Source organism: Kineococcus anabasis, assembly GCF_054590795.1.
Map to the genome: position 1 here is coordinate 271885 of NZ_BAAIHU010000012.1, position 19795 is coordinate 291679.

Below are 19795 nucleotides of genomic sequence, written 5' to 3' on the forward strand. Positions count from 1 at the left end.
ACGGGCGCCCCGGTGCTCCTGGCGCCGGGGAACAGGACGTGCCATGCTCGGTGCACTGTTCTAGAACAAACATCTAGAAGGGAACTGCCATGACCACGACCACCCCACCGCCACCGGCCTGCGCACCCGCAAACCCCGGCACCACCGGCCGCTTCGGCGCCCACGGCGGCAGGTTCGTCCCCGAGGCCCTCGTCCCCGCCTGCGAGGAGGTCGAGCACGCCTTCACCGCCGCCCGCCACGACCCCGCCTTCCAGGCCGAGCTGCACCGCCTCCTGACCACCTACGCCGGGCGCCCCACCCCCCTCACCCGCGCCGACCGGCTCTCCGCCGAGCTCGGCGTCACGGTCCTGCTCAAGCGCGAGGACCTCGCCCACACCGGCTCCCACAAGATCAACAACGTGCTGGGCCAGGCGCTGCTCGCCCGGCGCATGGGCCGCGGCCGGATCCTCGCCGAGACCGGCGCCGGGCAGCACGGCGTCGCCACCGCCACCGCCGCGGCCCTGCTCGGCCTGCACGCCACCGTCTTCATGGGCGAGCGCGACATCGAGCGCCAGGCGCTGAACGTCTACCGGATGGAGGTCCTCGGCGCCGAGGTCGTGCCCGTGCGCACCGGCACCCGCACCCTCAAGGACGCCACCAGCGCGGCCCTGCGGCACTGGGTGGGCTGCACCCGCGAGGCGTACTACTGCCTCGGCTCCGTCACCGGGCCCCACCCCTACCCGTGGATGGTGCGGGAGTTCCAGCGCGTCATCGGCGAGGAGGCCCGCGAGCAGTGCGCCCGCGAACTGCCCGCGCTCGTGCCCGACGTGGTCGTCGCCTGCGTCGGCGGCGGGTCCAACGCGGCCGGCACGTTCGCGGGTTTCACCGGCACCGCGGCGCGCCTCGTGGGCGTGGAGGCCGCGGGCGGCGCGGCGATCGGCTCCGGACGCCCCGGCGTCCTGCACGGCACCCGCTCCTACGTCGTGCAGGACGCCCACGGGCAGGTCGGCGAGGCGCACTCCGTCGCGGCCGGTCTCGACTACCCCGGTGTGGGGCCGGAGCACGCCCACCTCGCGGACACCGGCCGCGCGCACTACGCCGCCGTGGGGGACGACGAGGTCGTGGCCGCGGTGCACCGCCTGGCCCGCACCGAGGGGATCCTGCCCGCGCTGGAGTCCGCCCACGCGATCGCCTGGGTCCTGCGCGCGGCCGCCTCCGGGGAGCTCACCCCCGGCTGCACGGTGCTCGTCACGCTCTCCGGGCGCGGCGACAAGGACATCGCGACGCTGCGGGAGCTGCGGTGAGCGCGCCGGCGGTCCCGGGCACCGGGCCGCTGGAGACCGCGCTGCGCGCGCGGGTCGCGGCGGGCCGCAGGCTCCTCGTGCCGTACCTCGTCGCGGGCGCGACCGCGGAGTGGACGGAGCACCTGCGCGCCCTCGCCGGCGCCGGGGCCGACGCCGTCGAGGTCGGCCTGCCGTTCTCCGACCCCGTCCTCGACGGGCCCGTCATCACCGCCGCGCAGGAGGGGTCCCTCGCCCGCGGCACCACCGTCACCTCGGCGCTGGCGGAGCTGGCCCGCCTCGACGTGGGGGTGCCGCTGGTGGCGATGACGTACGCCAACCTCGCGCTCGGCACGCCCGGGTTCTGCCCGGCGCTGCGCGCGGCGGGCGTCGGCGGGCTCATCGTCCCCGACGTGCCCGAGCAGGAGGCGGCGGAGCTGTCCGCGGCGTGCGCGGCGGCGGGGGTGGACCGCGTGCTGCTCGCCGCGCCGTCCACCCCGCCCGCGCGCCGCGCCGCGATCGCCGGCCGCTCCCGGGGTTTCGTGTACGCGCAGAGCGTCATGGGCACCACCGGCGAGAGGGAGGACCTGCCCCCGGAGGCGGTGCGGCTCGCGGCGGACCTGCGCGCGCTGACGGACACCCCCGTGCTGCTGGGCCTGGGCATCTCCACCCCCGCCCAGGCCGCGCGGGCCGCTCAGGTGGCCGACGGGGTCGTGGTGGGCTCGGCCGTGGTGCGGCGCATCGCGGACGGCGCGTCGCCCGCGGAGCTGGGGCGCTGGCTCGGCGGGCTGCGCGCGGCCCTGGACGCGGCCTGAGGGGGCGCACGCCCGTCCGCCACACTGGCCCCGCCCGCAGCAGGGCCGGACGGGAGGGCCGATGGCGCAGCAACGCACCGGGGCGCGGGTGCCGCGGTACCGGGTGATCGCCGACGACCTCGGGCGGCGCATCCGCTCCGGGGAGTTCAGCGCGGGCGGGGCCCTGCCCGCGCAGCGCGACCTCGCCGCGGGCTACGAGGTGACGCTCATGACGCTGCGGCAGGCCCTGGGCACCCTGCGGGAGGAGGGGCTCGTGGTGCAGCAGGCGGGGCGCGGCACGTTCGTCGCCCCGCAGCAGCCGGCGTACCGCACGGACACGCTGCGCAGCTTCGCCGAGGACCTGCGCGAGCAGGGCCACGACGTCGACACCCGCGTCCTGGCCACCGCCCTGCGCGCGGCTCCCCCCGCCGTGGCGCAGGTGCTGGGCGTGGACGCGGGGGCTCGGGTGCTGCGCCTGGAGCGGCTGCGGCTGCTGGGCGGGCGCCCGGCCGTGCACCAGGTCTCCTGGGTTCCGCAGCCGCACGCGGACCGGGTGCGGGGCCGGGACCTGGCGGGCACCTCGCTGTACGCGGCGCTGGCGGACGCGGGCGTGCACATCGCCCGCGCCTCCGAGCGCATCACGCCGGAGGTGCTGGCCGGCGCCGCCGCCGGGCACCTGGCGGCGGAGCCGGGGACGGCGGCCCTGCACAGCGAGCGCGTGACGTACGACCCGGACGACGTGCCGGTCGTGCTGGACCACGCCTCGATGCTCGGGGAGCTGGTGGAGGTGCGCGCCGAGCGGGCCCGCTCGGCGGTGTCGGTGACGTGGGGCGCGGCGCCGCGGCGCTGACCCGCGCCCTACTGGTAGGACACGAACACCGGGGAGGGCTGCACCGCGGCCGTCTGCGCGGGCGTGAACGTGGGGCGGTCCTCGTCGTAGAAGTTCTTCCACGCCCACAGCGCACCCGGTGGCGTCCGGGCCGTCAGGGCGTTCCAGGTGTCCATCTTCTGGCCCGGGGTGCCGTGGCCGTCGGCGTGCAGGACGACGGCCAGCTCGTCGTGCCCGGTGTCCAGCAGGTGCCGCTCCCGGATCATGGAGTGCCGGAACTGGTGCACGACGAACACCTTCTGCGGCAGGCGCTCGGCGCGGGTGAGCTCCGCGAGCCACGCCGCGACGCGGTTGATCTCCTCGGCGTGCATGGAGCCGATCTGCTGCAGGGGCCGCTCGTCCCCGTGCAGGCGCCACTCGGGGTCCACGGCCAGCCCGACGTGCGGGCGCCTGAGCAGGTCGGCGTACAGGGGCGCCTGCTCGGCGCAGTCGCTGCGCCCGCACTGCAGGTCCAGGACGACGTAGATGCCCGCGGCCTCCGCGGCCTCCACCCAGGGGCGCAGCGTCTCGGCGGGCACCTCGTTGGAGAAGTCGCCGTCGGGACCGGGCGAGCCGGAGGCCACCGTGGCGATGATCTCCATGCCGGGCACGGCGGGGAGCCCGCCGAGCCCGTCGTACTCCGCGGCGACCCGCCGGGCGCGCTCGACGGCCCCCTGGGCGTCCTGCTCGCCGAGGACCCCGAGGCCGGGGGTCCCCGGGTGCCCGTACAGGGCGACGATGCGGCGTCCGGCGACGGGCAGCTGGCCGCCGCCGGGGACCTGCGCGCCGGCCGTCGCCGCGGCGAGGCGCGCGGTGAGCCGCTCCACCGGGCCGAAGGTGTCGCCGAGGGCGACGACCCGCGCGGGCGGGCGGGCGGCGAGGTCGGCGACGAGCTGCGCGTCGGCGCGCGGGTCCCCGCCGGGCAGCGCGCGCACGACCGCGCCCGCGGCCTGCGCGGTGGCCGCCGCGGCGGCCTGCGCGGGGCTGCCGTCGGTGAGGACGAGGAGGTCCGGCGCGGGGCGGGGGCGGGACGCGGAACCGGTCGCGGCCCCGAGCTCGGCCACCCGCGGGCCCTCCGACGCGAAGGCCTCCCCGGCCCACGCCGCCGCCCCGGCGCCCGCCGTGAGGACCTCGGTGGCACCGAGGCGCCGCACCTCGGCCGCCGCGGCGTCCCCGGCCGGCAGCAGGGGGACGCCGCGCTCCCGGGCCGTGGCGGCCGCCCGCTCCTCCTCGCCGGCGGCGGCCACCACCACGGCGGGGCTGCGGGTGAACAGCGTCCGGCTGGTCGCCGCGGCCAGCTCCCCCGGGTCGCCGCCCGGCAGCACGGTGACCGGCGCCTGCAGGCGCTGGACCTGCACCGCGGGCGCGGACCCGCCGCCCCGGGTGCGCTCGCGGGGGGCGCCGTCGGCGCCGGTGCAGGCGCCGAGACCGGCCGCGAGCGCGAGGCAGACGGCGAACGGGAGGGCGGGTGCGGCGCGGATGAGGACCTCGGCGTGGGACGGGGGAACGGCTGATCCCGGGGAGTGGTCCGCCGATCGTGGCAGCAGTCGCGGCTGATCACGACCGCGCCCCGCCGGGCGGTGTCGCGTCCTCCCGCCCGGGACCGGGTCCCGGCGGACCCTCCCGGGAGCCCGTCCCGACGGGGGCAGCGCTCAGCCGAGCGCCGTCCCGCCGTCGAGCACGACGGTCGTGCCGTGGGCGAAGTCGTTGCGCAGCAGGAAGAGGACGGCCTCGGCGATCTCGGCGGGCTCGCCCGGGCGGCCGGCCGGGGTGTTCTTCATCATGGCCTCGAGCCCGTCGCGGAAGGCCGAGGTGCCCGGGGTGTGGACGGGGCCGGGCGCGACGGCGTTGACGTTCACGCCGTGCGGCCCGAACTCCGTGGCCCAGGAACGGGTGAGCGACTCCAGCGCGGCCTTGGTGGCACCGTAGGCGGCCGTGGTCGGCGTGCCGACGTGGGCGGCGACGCTGGAGACGTTGACGATCCGGCCCGTGCCGCGCGCTGCCATCCGCCTGCCGATCGCAGCGGTCAGGAAGAACGGGACGCGGACGTTGAGGTCGAACATCGCGTCGAACGCCTGCCGGTCCGTCCCCGCGGTCGGGGCGAAGCTGTAGACGCCGGCGTTGTTGACGAGGACGTCGAGCGGCCCGTCCCGCTCTGCCTCCGCGGCCAGGACGTCCACCCCGTCCGGTGCGGCCAGGTCCGCGACGACGGCGCGGGCCCGGCCCCCGGCGGCGGTGACGGCCGCGACGACCTCCTGCGCCCGCCCGGCGTCGCGGCCGGCGACCAGCACGTGCGCCCCGGCGGCGGCCAGGGCCTCGGCCGTCGCGCGGCCGATGCCCGCGGTGGCGCCCGTCACGAGCGCGTTCTTCCCCTGCAGGTCCATGCGTCCCCCTCGTTTTGTACTGATCGGTACAGATCAAAGCGGAATGTACCGGGCAGTACAAGAGGCGTACCGTGAGGGCATGTCGAGGACGGCGGCACCGCGCACCGCGAAGGGACGCACCAGCCGCGAGCGCATCGTCGAGGCGGCCGCCGCCCTGATGACCGCGCGCGGCGTCGAGGCCACCAGCGTCGACGCGGTGCTCGAGGCGGCCGGTGCGGGCAAGAGCCAGCTCTACCACTACTTCGGCGACAGGCAGGGCCTCGTCCGCGCCGTCGTCGCCCACCGCCACGACACCGTCGTGCGCGGGCAGGGCGAGCTCCTCGCGGCGGTGCGCTCGTGGGAGGACCTGCGCGGGTGGTTCGACGGGCTGCTGGCCGCGCAGCTCGACTCCGCGTGCCGGGTGGGCTGCCCGGTCGGGGCGCTGGCGGCCGAGCTCAGCGAGCGCGACGAGGAGAGCCGGGAGGAGCTGGTCGCGGCCTTCACCCGCTGGGAGCGGGACATCGCCGGGGCGCTCGGCCGGCTGCGGGAGCAGGGCCTGCTGGCGCCGGAGGCCGACACGGCCGCGCTGGCCACCGCGACGCTCGCCACGGTCCAGGGCGCGATGCTCCTGACGAGGACGACCAGGGACCCCCGGCGGCTGCGGACGGCGCTGGACCACGCCTTCGGCCACCTCAGGGCCCACGCCCGCGGGTGAGGCGGGGGTCCGGCGGCGCCCTCAGGCGCCCAGCCCCGCCTCCCGCGCCCGCACGATCGCCGCCCCCCGGTCGGGCAGGCCCAGCTTCGCCAGCACGATCGCCACCTGGTTGCGCACCGTCTTGGGGCTGAGCACCAGCCGCCGCGCGATGGTGGCGTTGTCGAAGCCGCGCGCCACGAGGTCCAGCACCTCCCGCTCGCGGTCGCTCAGCCCGGGGAACGGCGCCGCGGGCCCGCCCACCGGTGCCCCCGCGAGCTGCGCCACGGCCCGCGCCGCGACCTGCGCACCCAGGATCACGTCACCGTTGCCGACGGCCCGCACGGCCCGTTCCACCTCCTCCGGCGTGGCGCCCTTGAGCAGGTAGCCGCGTGCTCCCGCCCGCACCGACGCCACCACCGACTCGTCGTCCTCCCGCATGGTGATCACCAGGACGCGCAGCCCGGGGTGCCGGCGCACGAGGTCGCGGGTGGCCTCCACCCCGGAGCCGTCCCCGAGGTTGAGGTCCATGAGCACGACGTCCACCGCGCCGCCGAGCGCGTCCACCGTCGCCAGCGCCGCCGCGACCGAGTCGGCGTGCCCGGCGACCTCGATCCCCTCCAGCGTGCCGAGCAGGCCGACCATGCCGAGGCGGAAGACCGGGTGGTCGTCCACGACGACCACCCGCAGCGGGCTCACGGCGCGACCGCCCCGGCACCGGCCGGCGACAGGGGCAGGACGGCCTCGACGACCGTCCCGGACGGGGTGCGCGGGCGCACCACCAGGGAGCCGCCCTGCTCGGCGGCGCGCTCGGCCATCGACCGGGTCCCCACCCCCGTGCGCGCCCGCGGGTCGATCCCGCGCCCGTCGTCGGCCACGGCCAGCCGCAGCTCCCCCGCCGCGCCCCCGCCCGCCCGCACGTCCACCTCCACCTCGCAGGTGCGCGCGCCGGAGTGCCGCACCACGTTCATCAGCGCCTCCACGACGATGCCGTAGGCGGCCGCGGCGGTGCGCTGGTCCAGGCCGTCGGCGCCGGTGCAGCGCAGCACCACCTCCACCCCGGACTCCCCGTGGCGCTCGACGAGGTCGTCGAGGGCGGGTCCGAGGCCCAGCTCGTCGAGCACCGGCGGCAGCAGGCTGCGGGAGAGCTGGCGCACGTCGTCGACGCGGGAGTCCAGCTCGCCCTGCAGCGCCGCGAGCAGCGCGTCCGCGGCGGCCGGGTCCCGCGCCACGAGGTTGCGGGCGCCCTGCAGGCCCAGGCGCAGCCCCGCCAGGGACGGCCCGAGCCCGTCGTGCAGCTCCCGGCGGATCACGCGCCGCTCCTCCAGCCGCACGGACGTCAGCCGCTCCCGGGCGGAGTCCAGGTCCGCCGAGGCGCGGGCCAGGGCCACCGCGGCGGCGATCACGGGGGCCAGCTCGGCGAGGGAGCGGCGGGTGCGGGCGTCCAGCGCCTCCCCCGGCGGGGCGGTGACGGCCAGCTCCCCCAGCGGGGCGCCGCGGTGCTCCAGCGGCACCCGGACCGGCTCGCCCGTCGGGGTGCCCGCCGCGGCCAGGACCCGCCCGGTGGCGTGCACCGAGGCGGACTCCAGCCGCACGGCGGCCACGACGTCGCGGACCAGCCCGTCGAGCAGGTCCTCCGGGCTGCCCGGGCGCCCCAGGGAACCGCCGAGACGCCGCACGACCCGCACCGGGTCCACCGCCTCACCGTGCACGAGCCGGTGCACCCGCTGCTGCAGCCACAGGCGCGACGGCTGCACGAGCGCCGCGACGGCGGCGGCCGCCACGACGTGCGCCACGCCCTCCCCCGGCAGCAGCCGCGCGGCGAGCACCGCCGCCACGACGTAGGCCGCGGCCAGCACGAGCGTCAGCAGGCCGGCGAGGACGGCGCGGCTGACCGCCAGGTCCAGGCCCCACATCCGCTGCCGCAGCACCGAGGTGAGCACCGCCGCGGGGAAGAACGCCTGCGCGACGAGGTGCAGCACGGGCGTCGCCCACACCGGCAGGCCCACCGCGGGCCACACCAGCGGCAGCAGCAGCGGCACGAACGACAGGGTCATGACGCCCGTGCCCAGCGCCAGCCAGCCCAGCCCCACCCGCTCGGCGGCGGGGCCGCGCCGCCACCGCCTGGTCACCTCCCCCGTGGTGACCAGGCCCGCGGCCACGACCGCGACGACGAGCAGCACGAACGGCAGCGGCGCCTCGAGCCCGGTGAGCTGCACGACCGTGAACGCCGCCGCGACCACCGCCCCGGCCGCCACGCCCCACCACGCCCCCCCGAGCAGGTGGTCGCGCACCAGCCACGGCACGACCAGGAACAGCGCCAGCGTGCCGGGCACCCACGCCACGCCCTGCAGCACCATCAGCAGGCCCACCGCGGGCCATCCGGACGCCCCGACCTGCGCCTCCCACGCGAAGCCGAACGCCGCGAGCGCACCCCCGAGGCCCGCGACGGCCAGGATCCACGCCACCGGGTGCGGCCGGCGCGCCAGCAGGACCCCTGAGACGGTGCCGTAGACGCACGCCACCGCCAGGTCCACCAGGTAGAACCACAGGCTCTCGTCCAGCGGCGGCCTCGCCGCGGCCATCAGGACCAGCGAGGCCAGCCCCACCACCCACGCTAGGACGGCCAGCACCGCTCCGGTGCGGGGCAGCCCCGCGCGTCCCGGGCGCTCCCGCCGTCGTGTCGTCCCCTCCACAGCGACGCGACGGTAGTGACCCGCGAGGGTGATCGGGGCGTTTCGCACGGATCCGCCTCGGGAGCCGCGGTCGCCGGTTCAGGCGCCGGTGGGGGCGCGGTCGGCCGCGCGGTCGCCGAGCAGGAAGCCCAGGGACGCCACGAGCAGCCACACCGGGCCGGGGAACCCCGCCATGTACTGCAGCGGCGAGATGCCCACCAGGGTGGTCAGGACGCCGAGCACGAGGCTGACCCAGCCGATCCAGCGGGGCAGGGCGCGGTGGCGCAGCGCGGCGACGGCCACCGCGAGCGCGGCGACACCGGAGCCGACCCACAGCCACGGCACGGTGCCCACCCAGTGCGCGAAGAGGACGGCGGCCTCGGGCACGAGCACCGACGGGTCCTGCAGGCCGAAGACGAACTCGGTGTCGAGCCCGGAGCCGATCAGGCCCGCGACGGCGACGAGCCCGAGACCGCCGGCCGCCACCGCCGGCAGGAGGCTGTCGGCGGGCAGGGCGCGCGCGAGGCGGCGGTGCAGGCCGGCGGCGACGACGAGCAGCAGCACGGTCGCCACCGTCGTGGCGGTGTGGAACACGAGGATCTGCGGGACCTGCTGGGCGAGGGCGGCGACGACGCCCTCCGCGTCGCCGTCCTGGCGGTGGAGGGCGTCGACGGCGGTGCTGGCCTGGATGCTCGTGATCCCGGCCGCCCCGGCGAGGACCCCGGCGGCGGCCCAGCCGCGCCCGGTCCAGCGGGAGCCCGTGCCGCTCCGCGCGGTGGTGGTGGTGTGGACGGTGGTGGTCATGGCGCTGCTCCTGCACTGCGGTGCCGGGTCCGTCCCGGCGACACCGCAGAGGTTGCTGCGCCCGGCGTCCCGGGCGTCAGGGGCGCGCGTCCCGACCTCGCGGGCACCTCCCCCGGGCGGGGTCCCACGCGCCGCCGGGTTCCACGCAGGACGGGGACGTCCCGCGCCCGACACGCCGGTGCCGGGCCGCGGGACGTCCCCGCTCCGCGTGCGTCCGCCCCCTGCGGGGACGTCCTGCCGGCGACACGCCGGTGTCGCGCAGCGGGACGTCCCCGCGAAGGGCGGGTCCGTCCCCGCGGGGGGCGGGTGCGGGGCTCAGTTCGCGAACAGCTCCTCGCGGAAGTCCTGGCGCGGCAGCTCCGAGCGGACCTCGGAGGTGTGGGTGTCGGTGTACTCCCGGCCCGCGACGTCGGTGGGGTCGAAGTCGATGTCGTGGTTGCCGGGCACGAACCGCAGCGGCAGGCCGGAGGCGCCGAGCACCTCCTCGATGCGGGGGTACAGGCCCAGGTCGTCGCCGGCGACGTCGCCGCGCACGATCGGGAAGTCCACCGCCGACGGCAGCGGGCCGGTGGGCTCCAGGCCGCCGAAGCGCAGCTCGGGGGAACCGGTGGGCAGGTGGTGGTGGAACTGCGCGACGCCGTCCGCGTCGACGGGGACCTGCCAGCCCGGCGGCGGGGTGACGAACGCGGTCATCCCGTCGAACACCTTGCCGCGCAGCACCTCCGCGCCGGCGCGACCAAGGCGGCGGTGGCGGCGGCGATCCTGCGACGCCGGCGCGCCGGTGGAGGGCGTGGGCGTGTTCACGGGGGTGGGGTGGCCTCTCGTCGGCTGTCGAGGTCCCGCCCGGTCCCTGCGTGGTCCCGGCTGCGGGGGCACACCCCGTCCTGTGCAGCTCCCGTGCCCCTCCCGTGACGCCCGGTCGAAGTTCCGGGGAACGTCACTGACCCCCGAAGACCTGCACCTGGGGGCTGTCGGAGTCGCCGAACGTCCACGGCTGGCCCGTGGCCTCCAGCACCGACCACCACAGGTCCCCGTTCGGGTCGACCTGGTTGCGGGAGCTGACCGCGAGGTTGATCGGGATGTGCACGAACCGGCGGCGCCAGCGGCCGACGACCATGTTGGTGCGGCCGGCCATCGCCGCGTGCACCGCGGCGTGGGCGAGGCGGGTGCAGTACACGCTGTCGTACGGGTTCGCCGGCACGCTGCGGATCACGTAGCTGGGGTCGATGTACCGCATGTTGATCTCCATGCCGTGCTCGGCGAAGTCCTCGATCAGCCGGTCGCGCAGGAGCTTGCCGACGTCCTTGAGCTTCTTGTTGCCCGAGGCGTCGCGGGCCTCGTCGGCCTCGAAGAGCTCCTGCCCGGCGCCCTCGGCGACCACGACGACCGCGTGGCCCTGCTCCTTCACCCGCGAGCGCAGGTCGGCGAGGAAACCGTGCGGGCCCTCGAGCTGGAAGGGGATCTCCGGGATCAGGACGTAGTCCGCGTCGTTCTGCGCGAGCGCGGCGTAGCAGGCGATGAAACCGGAGTGCCGGCCCATGAGCTTGACGACGCTGACGCCGTTGGGTGCCGTGCGCGCCTCGACCTTCGCCGAGCGGATCGAGCGGGTGGCCTCGGAGAAGGCGGACTGGAAGCCGAAGCTCTGGTCGATGAAGGGGATGTCGTTGTCGATCGTCTTGGGGATGCAGACGACGGCGGTCTTCTGGCCGCGCTCGCGCAGCTCCGCGGAGATCTTCTGCGCCCCGCGCATCGTGCCGTCGCCGCCGATGACGAACAGGATGGAGATGCCCATCCGCTCCAGGCAGTCGGCGATCTCGGCGCAGTCCTGCTCGCCGCGGGAGGTGCCGAGGATGGTGCCGCCCTCCCCGTCGATGCCGTCGACCACGTCGACGCTGAGGTCGACGACGTCGTGGCCGTAGCGGGGGACGAAGCCCTGGTAGCCGTTGCGGAAGCCGTAGATGCGGCGGACGCCGTAGTGCTTCTGCAGCTCCGTCACCAGGCCGCGGATGACGTTGTTGATGCCCGGGCAGAGCCCGCCGCACGTCACGATGCCCACGCGGGTCTTGGACGGGTCGAAGAAGATGCGGTCGCGCGGGCCGCACGGCTCCATCGCGGGCAGCTCGCTGACGGGGCGGTCCCGGCGCTCGATCTTGGACAGGGTGTCGTCGAAGAGCACCCGGTCGGTGGGCTGCACGTAGTGGTGGGTCGTGCGACGGGCGTTGAGCCGGGGCGCGAGCGGTGAGTCCACCGTGCACGGCCCCAGGGTCTCCACCGTGAAGTCCATCTCACGGCCCTTGCTGCTGTTGGTGCCGCTGTCCATGACCGTTGACCACCCTCGTTCGAACGGACCTGCACGTACATCGTGCCGGATGCGGAGGCCTGCCCCGGCCACCGGGGCGGCCCTCCGGTGGACCGGACACCGGCCGTTCACCCCGCCGGCTCCCGACCGGTCGCGGGAAAGCGCTCGCAGGGCCGCCCGGGCGCCGCGGTGCCGCCGCACGGGTGGAATCGTCGCCACCGCGCACCGGTACCCCGCCGCGTCGGGGATCATCCACGGGTGCACCCGGCCGGACCCGCCCCTGGACCAGCTCCCGGACCAGCTCTCGGACAGGAGCCCGCGTGAGCGACCTCCCCGGCCCGCCGGCACCCGCCACGAGCCTCGCGACCGTCTGCCTCAGCGGCACCCTGGAGCGCAAGCTGCACGCGGCGGCGGGCGCCGGTTTCGACGCCGTGGAGATCTTCGACGCCGACCTGCTGGCGTGCCCGTGGACACCGGCCGAGGTGCGCGCCCGCGCCGCGGACCTCGGCCTGGCCATCGCCCTGCACCAGCCCGTGCGGGACCTGGAGGCCGTCCCGCCGGAGGTGTTCGCCCGCAACCTGCGCCGCGCGGAGCAGAAGCTCGACGTGGCCGCCGCCCTCGGCGCCCCCACCGTCCTGGTGTGCTCCAGCACCGCGCCCGACGCCCTCGACGACGACGACCTCGCCGCCGAGCAGCTCGCGGCGGTCGCGGACCTGGCCGCCGCGCGCGGCCTGCGCCTGGCCTACGAGGCCCTCGCCTGGGGCCGGCACGTCAGCGACTACCGGCACTCCGCGGACGTCGTGCGCCGCGCCGGGCACCCGGCCCTCGGCATCTGCCTGGACAGCTTCCACATCCTCTCCCGCGGCGACGACCCCTCGGGCATCCGCGACCTGCCGGGCGACCTCATCGCGTTCGTCCAGCTCGCCGACGCCCCCCTGATGCGCCTCGACGTCCTGCAGTGGAGCCGCCGCTACCGGTGCTTCCCCGGCCAGGGCGGCTTCGACCTCGTGGGCTTCGCCGGGCACCTGCAGGCCGCCGGGTACCGCGGCCCGTGGTCGCTGGAGGTGTTCAACGACGTCTTCCGCGCCGTCGACCCGCACCGCACCGCCCGGGACGCGCAGCGCTCCCTGCGCCACCTGCTGCAGCAGGTGGCCGGGGTCCCGCAGCCGCGCCCCACGTCGGTGCAGTTCGTGGAGGTCGCCCCCGGCACCCGCACCGGCACCGGCGCGCACGAGCTGCCCGCCACCCTCACCGCGCTGGGGTTCGCGCGCGCCGGGGTGCACCGCTCCAAGCCGGTGGAGCTGTGGACGCGCGACGGGGTGGACGTCGTTCTGCACCCGGCGGGGACCCCGCAGCCGCCCCGGGCGGGCACCTCGGCGTCGGTGGTGGCGGTGGGGCTGGGCTGCGCGGACGTGGAGCGCAGCGCCGAGCAGGCCGTGGCGGTGCTGGCCGAGCCCCTGGAGCGGGCGGTGGGGCCGGAGGAGGCGCGCCTGGTGGAGCTGCCCGCACCCGACGGCTCGACGGTGCTGCTGGCCGACGACTCCGCGGACTGGCGCGCGGACTTCGCGCCCGCGCCGGGAGCGCCCGGGCGCCTGCCCGCGCAGCGCGCCGGGACGCGGGACCTGCGGCTGCTGGGCGTGGACCACGTCTCGGTGACCGTGCCGCCCGCGCGTTTCGACGAGGCGGTGCTGCACTACCGCGCCGTGCTGGGCATGGACGTCGGGGAGCGGCAGGAGGTGCCGGGGACCCACGGCCTGGTGCGCAGCTGCGCGGCGGCCACCCCGGACGGCTCGGTGCGCGTCGTCGTCAACGCCCAGCCGCCGGGCACCGCGGGCGACGGCAACCCGGGCCGCGCGGTGCAGCACGTGGCGTTCGCGTGCACCGACGTCCTCGCCGCGGCGGAGGAGTTCCTGGCGCGCGGCGGGCGGCTGCTGCGCATCCCGGGCAACTACTACGACGACCTGCGGGCGCGCACGGACCTGCCGCCGGAGGTCGTGGACCGCATGGAGCGTCTCGGGGTCCTGCACGACGCCGACGGCGGGGGCGCGTTCCTGCACTGCTACACCGAGCCGGTGGGCGAGCACCTGCTCGTGGAGCTGTGCCAGCGCACCGGCTCCTACGCGGGGTTCGGCACGCAGAACGCGGCGGTGCGCCTGGCGGCGGTGGAGCGGGTGCGCCAGGAGCGGGCCGAGCGGTTCGACCGCCGGGTGGGCGCCCAAGATCGCCGGGCGGGGGTGCGGCGCTCCCCCTAGCGTCGGGGCATGGCCAAGGACCTGTACACCGCCGTCGTGACCGCCACGCCGGGCGCGGCACGCTCCTCCGACGACGCCCTGACCGTCACCGTCCACGAGCCGAGCGAGCTCGGCGGCCCGGGGGAGGGCACGAACCCCGAGCAGCTCATGGCCGCGGCCCTGGGCAGCTGCCTGCTGGAGTCCCTGCGGATCGCGGCGAGCACCCGCGGCGCCAGCATCGACGAGGCCAGCATCGAGTCCCGCGTGACCCTCGCGCAGGACGACGGCCCCGGCTACACCGCCGCCTACGAGCTGCGGGTGTCGCTGCCCGGCGTGGAGGACGCCGCCGGCGTGCTCGCCGAGGCGGAGTCCCTCTGCCCGTTCACCAAGACCCTGGACGCCGCGAAGCTCGACGTGCAGCTCGCCACCGCCTGAGCGGAACCCCCGCCCGTCCCCGGGTCCGGGCGCCGGCCGGGCGTGGTCCGGCAGCGCCCGGCCCGGGGACGGGCGAGCCGCTCAGCTGCGCCCGGCGCCGTCGCGGCCCGAGAGCCGGCCCAGCATCTCGTTGTAGGCGTTCAGCTCCGCGTCGCCGTCGCGCTCCGCGGCACGGTCCCGGCGGCGGTTCTCCCGGGTGTCCGAGCGCGCCCAGCCCAGGGCCACGCCCAGCACCAGGAACAGCGTCGGCAGCTCCCCGATCCCCCAGGCGATCCCCCCGCCCCGGCGCTGGTCGGCGAGCAGGTCCCCGCCGAGGCCCAGGGACTCGAACCAGCCGCCCGCCAGCAGGGCTGTGCTCTGCATGACGCCCACCCCGAAGAAGGCGTGGAACGCCATGGTCGCGAACAGCAGGATCAGCCGCATCGGGTAGCGGGGGCGGTGCGCGCCCGGGTCGACGCCCACGAGCACCGAGGCGAACAGGTACCCGGAGCCGAGGAAGTGGACCATCATCAGCTCGTGCCCGACGTGGGTGCTCAGGGCCAGCTCGAACAGCGGTGAGTAGTAGAAGACCACGATGCTGCCGGCGAAGAGCACGGCGGCGACGACGGGGTGCCCGATCACCCGCAGCCAGCCCGAGTGCACGAGGACCAGCAGCCACTCGCGGGCGCCGCGGGAGCCGTCGCGCCGGGCGGGCAGGGTGCGCAGCGCCAGGGTGACGGGCCCGCCGAGGACGAGCAGCGGCGGCACCGCCATCGTCAGCAGCATGTGCTGGAGCATGTGCGCGCTGAAGGAGATGCGGCCGTAGGCGGCGGGCCCCCCGCACGTCACCCACAGCAGCAGCGCGCAGCCGGCCAGCCAGGCCACGGTGCGCCCCACGGGCCAGCGGTCACCGCGGCGGCGCAGCGCCCGCACCGCCAGCACGTACCAGAGCGCCAGGCCGACCCCGACGAGGAGCCACAGCAGGTCCGGCGCGGTCTCGGTGAACCAGCGCAGCGGGGTGGAGGGCGGCGGCAGGGGCCGGCCGAGGAGCTCCTCGGCGCGGCTGACGTCCACGGGCCGCTCCGGCACGGGCGGTGCGCTGCGGCTCAGCGCGACGCCGAGGCCGGTGGCCGCGCCCATGAGGACGACCTCCCCCGCGGCGAGGCGCACGAAGGGTGCGCGCCCGGCCCCGGAGGCCAGGGCGTCGATCGTGCGGCGGCGGTGCCACCACCCGGCCGCGCCGAGGGCCACCAGGGCGGCGGTCTTGACCACGAGCAGCGCGCCGTAGGTGCTCGCCAGGCCGGCCCAGCCGCCGAGGCGGACCGAGGCGTTGACGACACCGGACAGGGCGACGGCCGCGAAGCACCACAGCGCGAGGGTGGAGTAGCGCCGGGCGGCGGTGACGTGGTCGGTGCGCCGCTCCCCGTCCACGGCCGGGCGCTGCCCGGCGCCGAGCAGCCCCCACACGGCGAGGAGACCGCCCAGCCCGCCGACCCACACGGTGACGCCGAGCAGGTGCAGCCCGAGGGAGGTCACGGCGCTCTCGTGGGAGGCGGAGCCGGAGGCGTGCCCGGACAGCGACAGCGGCAGCAGGGCGACGACGGCGGTGACGAGCGCGGCCGCGGCCCCGCGGTAGCCGGTGCCGGCCGCCGCGACGGTGGTGGCGAGCGCCGCCAGCAGGGTCGTCAGGAGCAGGTTGCGCAGCACCTCCACCGACCAGGAGAACTGCGCCAGGCCCGCCCCGAAACCGGGCGCGCCCAGCGGGGAGCCCGACAGCTCGGAGTACGTCAGGACGAGCACGGCCAGCGCGGCCAGGGTCCACGTCGCGGCGGCCGCCGCGGCCACGCCCAGGGCGCGGGCGGAGGCGCGGGAGGAGCCGGGCAGCACGCCGCAGGCCAGGACGAGGCAGCCCACGGCGAGCGCGGCGGCGAGGTCGTGCACGGTGCGCGCCACGGGCAGGCCGTAGCGGACGAGCGCGCCGGGGTCCCCGACGAGCCCGGCCGCCAGCTCCCCCGCGGCCGCCAGGCCGAGCAGGGCCGCGACCACGGCGGCGAGGAGGGCGCCCCCACCGGCGAGGGCCGGGGCGGTGGTGGAGGACGGGGAGCCGGTGGACTCTCGGGAGGGCGCGGGGGCAGCCACGTCCCCAGGGTAGGTCGCGGGGCCGACGTCCCCTCGCGGCGCCCGGCGGGGTCCGCGCCCGTCTCCGGGTTCGGGCGCTCCCGAGCCCCCGCTTCCCCGCCCGTCTCCGGGTTCGGGCGCTCCCGAGCCCCCGCTTCCCCGCCCATCTCCGGGTTCGGGCGCTCTGCCGGGCGTCCGGTGCACCCGAACCCGGAGATGGGCGGGGGCCCGGTAGGGGCGGGTCAGGCGGGAGCGCCGCAGCCGGCGAGGACGGGGCGGGAGGTGATCTCCAGGTCGAACCAGACGATCTTGCCGTCGGGCGAGACGTCGATGCCGTGCCGGTCGGCGAGGGCCTCGACGAGGACGAGGCCGCGGCCGTTGAGCGCGCCGGGGTCCGCCTCGCGCCGCTGCGGCAGGCGGGTGTTCTCGTCGCCGACGCTGACGCGCACGCGCCGGGGCGAGGGGGTGAGGGCGAGGGTCACCTCGCTGCGGCCGTAGACGACGGCGTTGGTCACGAGCTCGGCGGTGAGCAGCAGGAGGGTGTCGACGGCGTCGCCGACCACGCCCTCGCGGCGGCACCACTCCGTGACGAAACGCCGGGCCGCACGTGACGACGTGGGTTCGGGGGCGAGCGTCACCACGCTCGGGGCCATGTCACCACTCCTGTCCTGACGGTCCTGTCCGATCGGGGCCGGGGCCGGGGTTCTGCGGCAGGCCTGCGCTGGGCGCTGGACGACAGGGGAATGGTTGCACCAACCAAGTACTTGTATGTAGCATTCATCCCTGGGACGTCCCCGTCGCTCCGCAGGGTTCTCGCCCGATCACGACTTTTCGTTACAACCAGTGAGGACTCTGCTCTCCCCGGGTCACTCCCCGCGCAGAGTGCGTCACGAACCTCCACCCCTCCGGGAGCTCCATGTCCAGCACCACCCCGGGCGGCTCACCGCTCGCGTCCCTCTGCGACGTCTCCGACCCCCGCGCGGTCCTCGCCCAGCAGCTGCGACGGCAGCACCGCACGCTCCACGCCCTCAAGGCCCTCTTCGCCCGCGAGGAGGGTGAGGCCGACGGCGCCGCCGCGATGCTGCTCGCCACCCTGGCCGAGTCCGGCCCCCTGCGCGCCGGAGCCCTCGCCGAGGCCGTGCACTCCGACCCCTCCACCGTCAGCCGGCAGACCGCCGCGCTCGTGACGCGGGGCCTGCTGGAGCGCCAGCCCGACCCCGCCGACGGCCGTGCCGCCCGGCTCGCCCTCACCGCCGCCGGCGAGGAGTTCCTGCGCACGCTGCACACCCGGCGCCTGGCGATGCTCGGCGAGGCCCTGCGCGACTGGGAGCCCGCCGAGCTCGAGCGGTTCGCCGCCTCACTGCGCCGCTTCAACGACAGCCTCGACCGCGTCCGCCGCGAGGTCCTCGACGGCACCAGCCCGCTCGCGGGCACCACCCCGGCCACCACCCCTGCGGAGGACACCCCGTGAGCAGCACCCCGACAGCGGCCGCGGGCGCACCGGCCCCCTTCACCCACCGGCAGATCATGGCCATCCTCAGCGGCCTGCTGCTGGGCATGTTCCTCGCGGCCCTGGACCAGACGATCGTCTCCACGGCCATCCGCACCATCGCCGACGACCTGCAGGGCTTCGACCTGCAGGCGTGGGCCACGACGGCCTTCCTCATCACCTCGACGATCTCCACGCCGCTGTACGGGAAGCTGTCCGACACCTACGGCCGGCGGCCCTTCTTCATGGCGGCCATCGTGATCTTCGTCGTGGGCTCGCTGCTGTGCGGGTTCGCCGGCTCCATGTACGAGCTCGCCGCGTTCCGCGCCCTCCAGGGCCTCGGGGCGGGCGGCCTCATGTCGCTGGCCCTGACGATCGTCGGGGACATCGTCCCGGCGCGGGAGCGCGCCAAGTACCAGGCGTACTTCATGGCCGTCTTCGGCATCTCCAGCGTCCTCGGCCCCGTCATCGGCGGCTTCTTCGCCGGGCACGAGACCATCCTCGGCATCACCGGCTGGAAGTGGATCTTCTGGATCAACGTGCCGATCGGCATCGCCGCGATGCTCGTCGTGTACCGCAACCTGCACCTGCCCAAGCCCGGCATCCGGCACCGCCTCGACTGGCCGGGCGCCCTCGCGCTCGTCGTGGCCCTGGTGCCGCTGCTGGTCGTCGCTGAGCAGGGCCGCGACTGGGGCTGGGGCTCCACCGCCGCCCTCGCCTGCTACGCGGTCGGCGCCGCCGGGATCGTGGCGTTCGTCCTCGCCGAGCGCGCCATGGGCGACGAGGCGCTGCTGCCGCTGCGGCTGTTCCGCAACCGCACCTTCCAGGTGGGCACCCTCGGCAGCTTCATCATGGGCATGGGCATGTTCGGCGGGTTCGCGGTCCTGCCGCAGTACCTGCAGATCGCGAAGGGCTCCACGCCCACCGAGGGCGGCCTGCAGATGCTGCCCCTGACCCTCGGGATCATCGTGGCCAGCGCGGTCAGCGGTCAGGTCATCGCCCGCACGGGCCGCTACAAGCCGCTGCCCGTCATCGGCTCCGCCCTCATGGCCGTGGCGCTGCTGCTGTTCTCCCTCGTCACCGCGGACACCCCGATCTGGCAGACCATGCTGGTCATGGTGCTGCTCGGCATGGGCCTCGGCGGCAACATGCAGCCGATCATCCTGGCCGTGCAGAACGCCTCCAGCCCGCGCGAGATCGGCGTGGCGACCTCGTCGGTGACGTTCTTCCGGCAGATGGGCGGCACCCTGGGCACCGCGGTGTTCCTGTCGATCCTGTTCAGCACGCTGGGCGACCGGGTCGCGGAGGAGTACCAGAAGGCCGCCCGCACCCCGGAGTTCGCCTCCGGCCTGCAGGACGCGGGCCTCACCCCCGCGCAGCTGCAGGAGCGCCTCGGCGAGGCGATGAGCGACACCTCCCTCGTGGCCGCCCTGCCGTCGGTGCTCTCGCACCCGTTCAAGACCGGGTTCTCCGACGCCACCAGCGTGATCTTCCTGGTGGCCGCCGCGACCATGGTCCTGGGCACCCTCGTGGTGGCCTTCCTGCCGGCGCTGCCGCTGCGCTCCGGCTCGGCGATGGCCGCCCGCGGTGCGGGCGCACCCGCCGGTGGAGGCGGTGCGGGCGCGCCGAAGGTCGCCACCGCGGCGGGCGCAGGGCAGGGCACCGAGGGCGTGGCGGGCTCGGCCGCGCCCCTGCCCTCGGACGCGGGCGTGGCCGACGCCGCCACGCACGACACCCTGGGCAGCGCCCCGACCTCCCGCGGCTGAGCGGCGCGCCGCGCGCGGGGCCCG

The 19795-nt window shown here is 76.5% G+C and carries 17 protein-coding genes; 8 read left to right on the plus strand and 9 right to left on the minus strand.

All coding sequences use genetic code 11. The features are described 5' to 3' along the window. Positions 1-89 precede the first annotated feature (89 nt). From trpB to ACYQBY_RS19755, 3 genes are all read left to right on the plus strand, one after another. Entirely contained in the window at positions 90-1283 is a 1194-nt protein-coding gene (trpB, locus tag ACYQBY_RS19745) for a tryptophan synthase subunit beta (protein ID WP_459645595.1), read from the plus strand. Beyond that, the gene (gene trpA, locus ACYQBY_RS19750; protein WP_459645596.1) at positions 1280-2074 is read left to right on the plus strand and encodes a tryptophan synthase subunit alpha; all 795 of its coding nucleotides are present in this window, start codon (positions 1280-1282) and stop codon (positions 2072-2074) included. The genes trpB and trpA overlap by 4 nt, the downstream gene beginning before the upstream one ends. A gap of 61 nt (positions 2075-2135) precedes the next feature. Next, complete coding sequence (locus tag ACYQBY_RS19755; RefSeq protein ID WP_459645597.1) at positions 2136-2903, plus strand: GntR family transcriptional regulator; 768 nt, start codon at positions 2136-2138, stop codon at positions 2901-2903. Between the two features lie 8 nt (positions 2904-2911). Here ACYQBY_RS19755 and ACYQBY_RS19760 read toward each other — a convergent pair whose 3' ends face one another. Beyond that, positions 2912-4279: a hypothetical protein gene (locus ACYQBY_RS19760; protein ID WP_459645598.1), complete on the minus strand. Its 1368-nt coding sequence runs from the start codon at positions 4277-4279 to the stop codon at positions 2912-2914. A 294-nt stretch (positions 4280-4573) separates the two neighbouring features. Continuing rightward, positions 4574-5305, minus strand: a complete 732-nt coding sequence (locus ACYQBY_RS19765; protein WP_459645599.1) for an SDR family NAD(P)-dependent oxidoreductase — start codon at positions 5303-5305, stop codon at positions 4574-4576. 79 nt (positions 5306-5384) lie between these two features. Between ACYQBY_RS19765 and ACYQBY_RS19770 the strand changes: the two genes are divergently transcribed. Further along, the gene (locus ACYQBY_RS19770) at positions 5385-5999 is read left to right on the plus strand and encodes a TetR/AcrR family transcriptional regulator (protein WP_459645600.1); all 615 of its coding nucleotides are present in this window, start codon (positions 5385-5387) and stop codon (positions 5997-5999) included. A gap of 21 nt (positions 6000-6020) precedes the next feature. Here ACYQBY_RS19770 and ACYQBY_RS19775 read toward each other — a convergent pair whose 3' ends face one another. The 5 genes from ACYQBY_RS19775 to ACYQBY_RS19795 all read right to left on the minus strand — a co-directional run bounded on the left by ACYQBY_RS19775 (position 6021) and on the right by ACYQBY_RS19795 (position 11774). After that, on the minus strand, positions 6021-6674 hold the full coding sequence (locus ACYQBY_RS19775; protein WP_459645601.1) for a response regulator transcription factor: 654 nt from the start codon (positions 6672-6674) through the stop codon (positions 6021-6023). Further along, the gene (locus ACYQBY_RS19780; RefSeq protein ID WP_459645625.1) at positions 6671-8560 is read right to left on the minus strand and encodes a sensor histidine kinase; all 1890 of its coding nucleotides are present in this window, start codon (positions 8558-8560) and stop codon (positions 6671-6673) included. Before ACYQBY_RS19780 ends, ACYQBY_RS19775 begins: the two co-directional genes overlap by 4 nt. Positions 8561-8749: 189 nt before the next feature. Then, on the minus strand, positions 8750-9454 hold the full coding sequence (locus ACYQBY_RS19785; protein ID WP_459645602.1) for a hypothetical protein: 705 nt from the start codon (positions 9452-9454) through the stop codon (positions 8750-8752). Positions 9455-9769: 315 nt separating this feature from the next. Then, positions 9770-10258, minus strand: a complete 489-nt coding sequence (locus ACYQBY_RS19790) for a hypothetical protein (RefSeq protein ID WP_459645603.1) — start codon at positions 10256-10258, stop codon at positions 9770-9772. Positions 10259-10391: 133 nt separating this feature from the next. Next, positions 10392-11774: an ATP-dependent 6-phosphofructokinase gene (locus ACYQBY_RS19795; RefSeq protein ID WP_459645604.1), complete on the minus strand. Its 1383-nt coding sequence runs from the start codon at positions 11772-11774 to the stop codon at positions 10392-10394. A 299-nt stretch (positions 11775-12073) separates the two neighbouring features. Here ACYQBY_RS19795 and ACYQBY_RS19800 point away from each other — a divergent pair, with 299 nt between their 5' ends. Both ACYQBY_RS19800 and ACYQBY_RS19805 read left to right on the plus strand, forming a co-directional pair. Then, positions 12074-14005 (plus strand): bifunctional sugar phosphate isomerase/epimerase/4-hydroxyphenylpyruvate dioxygenase family protein, encoded by a 1932-nt coding sequence (locus tag ACYQBY_RS19800; RefSeq protein WP_459645605.1) that lies wholly within the window; start codon positions 12074-12076, stop codon positions 14003-14005. Between the two features lie 9 nt (positions 14006-14014). After that, positions 14015-14419 (plus strand): OsmC family protein, encoded by a 405-nt coding sequence (locus ACYQBY_RS19805; protein ID WP_459645606.1) that lies wholly within the window; start codon positions 14015-14017, stop codon positions 14417-14419. 81 nt (positions 14420-14500) lie between these two features. On the opposite strand, the gene ACYQBY_RS19810 is transcribed toward ACYQBY_RS19805, so the two are convergent. Both ACYQBY_RS19810 and ACYQBY_RS19815 read right to left on the minus strand, forming a co-directional pair. Next, positions 14501-16537: a cytochrome c oxidase assembly protein gene (locus ACYQBY_RS19810; RefSeq protein WP_459645607.1), complete on the minus strand. Its 2037-nt coding sequence runs from the start codon at positions 16535-16537 to the stop codon at positions 14501-14503. Between the two features lie 221 nt (positions 16538-16758). Continuing rightward, positions 16759-17169 carry an ATP-binding protein gene (locus tag ACYQBY_RS19815; protein WP_459645608.1) on the minus strand — a complete coding sequence of 137 codons (411 nt, stop codon included), beginning with the start codon at positions 17167-17169 and terminating at the stop codon, positions 16759-16761. A 263-nt stretch (positions 17170-17432) separates the two neighbouring features. On the opposite strand from ACYQBY_RS19815, the gene ACYQBY_RS19820 reads away from it, so the two are divergent. Both ACYQBY_RS19820 and ACYQBY_RS19825 read left to right on the plus strand, forming a co-directional pair. Then, entirely contained in the window at positions 17433-17987 is a 555-nt protein-coding gene (locus ACYQBY_RS19820) for a MarR family winged helix-turn-helix transcriptional regulator (RefSeq protein ID WP_459645609.1), read from the plus strand. After that, positions 17984-19771, plus strand: a complete 1788-nt coding sequence (locus tag ACYQBY_RS19825; RefSeq protein ID WP_459645610.1) for an MDR family MFS transporter — start codon at positions 17984-17986, stop codon at positions 19769-19771. Before ACYQBY_RS19820 ends, ACYQBY_RS19825 begins: the two co-directional genes overlap by 4 nt. Positions 19772-19795: the final 24 nt, after the last annotated feature.

Bases quoted from the DNA above. Each gene is read 5' to 3' on its own strand.
- trpB (WP_459645595.1), top strand. From the start codon at position 90: ATGACCACGACCACCCCACCGCCACCGGCCTGCGCACCCGCAAACCCC.
- ACYQBY_RS19805 (WP_459645606.1), top strand. From the start codon at position 14,015: ATGGCCAAGGACCTGTACACCGCCGTCGTGACCGCCACGCCGGGCGCG.
- ACYQBY_RS19815 (WP_459645608.1), bottom strand. From the start codon at position 17,169: ATGGCCCCGAGCGTGGTGACGCTCGCCCCCGAACCCACGTCGTCACGT.
- ACYQBY_RS19780 (WP_459645625.1), bottom strand. From the start codon at position 8,560: ATGGCCGCGGCGAGGCCGCCGCTGGACGAGAGCCTGTGGTTCTACCTG.
- ACYQBY_RS19765 (WP_459645599.1), bottom strand. From the start codon at position 5,305: ATGGACCTGCAGGGGAAGAACGCGCTCGTGACGGGCGCCACCGCGGGC.
- ACYQBY_RS19755 (WP_459645597.1), top strand. From the start codon at position 2,136: ATGGCGCAGCAACGCACCGGGGCGCGGGTGCCGCGGTACCGGGTGATC.
- ACYQBY_RS19795 (WP_459645604.1), bottom strand. From the start codon at position 11,774: ATGGACAGCGGCACCAACAGCAGCAAGGGCCGTGAGATGGACTTCACG.
- ACYQBY_RS19785 (WP_459645602.1), bottom strand. From the start codon at position 9,454: ATGACCACCACCGTCCACACCACCACCACCGCGCGGAGCGGCACGGGC.
- ACYQBY_RS19820 (WP_459645609.1), top strand. From the start codon at position 17,433: ATGTCCAGCACCACCCCGGGCGGCTCACCGCTCGCGTCCCTCTGCGAC.
- ACYQBY_RS19770 (WP_459645600.1), top strand. From the start codon at position 5,385: ATGTCGAGGACGGCGGCACCGCGCACCGCGAAGGGACGCACCAGCCGC.